General features: G+C 62.4%; 4 protein-coding genes. All 4 read left to right on the forward strand.

All coding sequences use genetic code 11. From position 1 onward, the window contains the following. Positions 1–931: RHS repeat-associated core domain-containing protein (locus tag HRF45_06070; GenBank protein ID MEP0766094.1), on the forward strand; the 931-nt coding region annotated here is incomplete at its 5' end. A gap of 448 nt (positions 932–1,379) precedes the next feature. Beyond that, positions 1,380–2,219, forward strand: a complete 840-nt coding sequence (locus tag HRF45_06075; protein ID MEP0766095.1) for an RHS repeat-associated core domain-containing protein — start codon at positions 1,380–1,382, stop codon at positions 2,217–2,219. Then, positions 2,220–2,480 carry a hypothetical protein gene (locus HRF45_06080; protein ID MEP0766096.1) on the forward strand — a complete coding sequence of 87 codons (261 nt, stop codon included), beginning with the start codon at positions 2,220–2,222 and terminating at the stop codon, positions 2,478–2,480. After that, a partial coding sequence (locus tag HRF45_06085; protein ID MEP0766097.1) for a hypothetical protein occupies positions 2,477–2,801 on the forward strand: 325 nt, incomplete at its 3' end. The genes HRF45_06080 and HRF45_06085, both read left to right, overlap by 4 nt.

The raw sequence follows: 2,801 nt of genomic DNA on the forward strand, positions 1-2,801 counted from the left end.
GCAGTTCACGTGGGACATCAACGCCGGGCTGCCGGTGGTGCTCGACGACGGCAACCAGTATCTCTACGGCGCCGGGCTCTCGGCGATGAAGCAGTCGGGCAACTGGTATTACTACCTGGCGGACGGGCTGGGGTCGACCATGGCGGTGATCGACAGCTCGGGCGTGGTCCAGAAGTCGTACCAGTACGATGTGTATGGCGAGGTCGCGGGCGGCAGCGGCAGCCTGGCGAACGAGTTCGATTTCGCCGGCCAGCAGACCGACGGGAGCACCGGCCTGCAGTACCTCCGCGCCAGGTACTACGACCCGGCTACGGGGGTGTTCTTGAGCCGCGATCCCTTATCTTTCAAGACTGGTTGGCCACAGTCGCCATTCGGGTACGCTGGCGCGGCACCCACGAACTTCAGCGATCCCTGGGGGCTCGACAAGTGCAGCTGGAAGGACCCGTGGGAGTGTGCCAAGAACGCCGGATCAGCTATTGGCGGTGCCGTCGGAGGTACGGCATCTGCGGCAGCTGATCATCTTCAGGACGCTGCGGATGCCCTCGTGGACCTCGCTGTCGGAAAGGCAAAGGACCCTCTGGTGCAATTGTCGATCGCTCAGGCCGCAGCAGGGCTGGCGGTCGCTCTTGCCTGCCCTGCCGCGGTGGCTTCAGGTGGAGCCGCTGCACCAGCGTGTGCGGGAGCTATCGCCCTGGTCGGGTACACGATCTGGGCCAAACAAGAGATCATCAAGAAGAGGCGGGAGGAAGGCGTGTACAACGAAGCACAGTTCGTGTGCATGCTAATCACCTCAGCGCCATTTCCCGTCCCTGGCGTAATCCCGGGCATCTCGATGCCGCTCTGCCCCGCGGTTGGCAAGCTGCAGGATGTGGTCGAGGAGGCCTTAGGTGGAGGCCAAGACACGCCGAGCCCCCTCAAGGAAAAGCCGTGAGGAACAAATCAAGATGGTGAAGCACGGAACCGCTCTGGCCTATGTCCTAGTACTTCTCGCGCTAACGCTGGTCCTACTCGCAGGCCCGACTAGCGCGCGAATGACACTCCTTATCGTCTTGATCGCGGCGCTCGCCGCATACGCGGCGCTCTTGGGTTGGCGTGTCCTGAGGCGCAGAGCCCGCAGATAGGGCCGAGACCGACCAAAGAACGGAGGGGCCAGTAGGTTGCATGCGGGTACTTCACGGTGAGCCGGTTCGCTTCGCGTCTCGATTATGCTTTCTGGCGCCTTCCTCTCGCGGTTCACTACGGCTGGGCCTCCGTCGTCTTCCTCCTAGAAGCCGTGACCGGTTCATCCAACCCCCGCACCTTCGAGAATGTTGCAAAGCTCCGTCGAGAAAGGATCGCTGCACACTCCAGCGAGGATGTGGAGTAATCACAGAGGTAGCGTGGATAGAACTGCGAGTTGCTGGGGGATCGAGTTGAATGAGCGTGAGCGCGATACCCACCACGACCGCACTGACCGGCTGGGCTCGACGAGGGCGATGGTCGATGGTAGCGGGAACGTGGTGAAGTCGTACCAGTACGATGTGTATGGCGAGGTCACTGGCGGCAGCGGCAGCCAGGGGAACGAGTTCGACTTCGCCGGCCGGCAGACGGACGCCACGGGGCTCCAGTACCTGCGAGCCAGGTACTACGACCCGGCTACGGGGGTGTTCCTGAGCAGGGACCCGTTGGCCGTTGCTGCTGCTTGGACCGGCGCTAGCCACGGGTATGCTAATGCATCGCCCGCAGTGTTCGTTGACCCCACGGGACTGTGGAGCATTTGGCCGGGCGGAGGGGGAACGTGCCTTTTTGGAATCGGCATCTGCAAGGATGGCGACTCCTCTCCGCCGGGGGTAGATGCTGCGTGCGTCGGTTGGTATGCCTACACAGTCCCGCCTCACTGCAAGGCTCAGATCGACAGACTGAACCGTTGGCTCGATGACCATTTGGTCGAGATTGGCACTCTCGTTGGCGAGTACCTTGCCGTTGCACCGTACGGCGACGGACCAAAGAAGCTCACCGGATTCACGAGGCATGGGATCAACCAGGCCATCTCAAGGGATGGGCATGGTGTAAGCACGCGGGCGATCCGAGAGGCAATCAAGCACGGCCAGGTCACCAAAGAAGTCCGTGGTGGCAGACCAGCCTGGGTCTACCGGGGGAGGGATGCCACGGTGGTTCTGAATGCGGCTGGGCGAGTAATCACCGTAATCGCAACGTCGCGCCGTGGGTGGAGGTACTGATTGGACGGCCTTCATGAAGTCGCGAAGCTTGCCGGCTCGTTGTTGGGCCGAGCACCAACGCCCGATGCCGAGTTCGCTCACTTGCTTCGATTGCTGTCTCGAGGCGAGAACCTTTCGGATGACGACATCGAGAAACTGCAAACCTGGGCCTTGATTGAGTTCATCGGGAATCTCGATAGTGACTTCGAGCCAAACAGCCTAGCGCTTGTCGCGGATGAACTCATTGGCCGACTCGAACAGATGAAGAGCACATGGGAGTGAGCTTCGCCTTCGGCAACCGGACAAGCATGACCACTTCGGCCGGGACCACGGCCTACACCTATGACGACGCCGACCGCATCACGCAGGTGCAGCCGCCGAGCCCGGCGCCGGCCATCGACTACACGTGGGACGACAACGGCAACCTGGTCGAGCGCGGCAGCGACACCTTCGGGTGGGACTACGAGGACCGCATGGTCGAGGCCACGGTGAACTCGGTGACGAGCACCTTCGCCTACCGGGGCGACGGCCTCCGCGATAGCCGCACGGTCGGCATGACGACGACGCAGTTCACGTGGGACATCAACGCCGGGCTGCCGGTGG

The sequence above is a fragment of the Fimbriimonadia bacterium genome, from assembly GCA_039961735.1.
Classification (GTDB): Bacteria; Armatimonadota; Fimbriimonadia; order Fimbriimonadales; family JABRVX01; genus JABRVX01.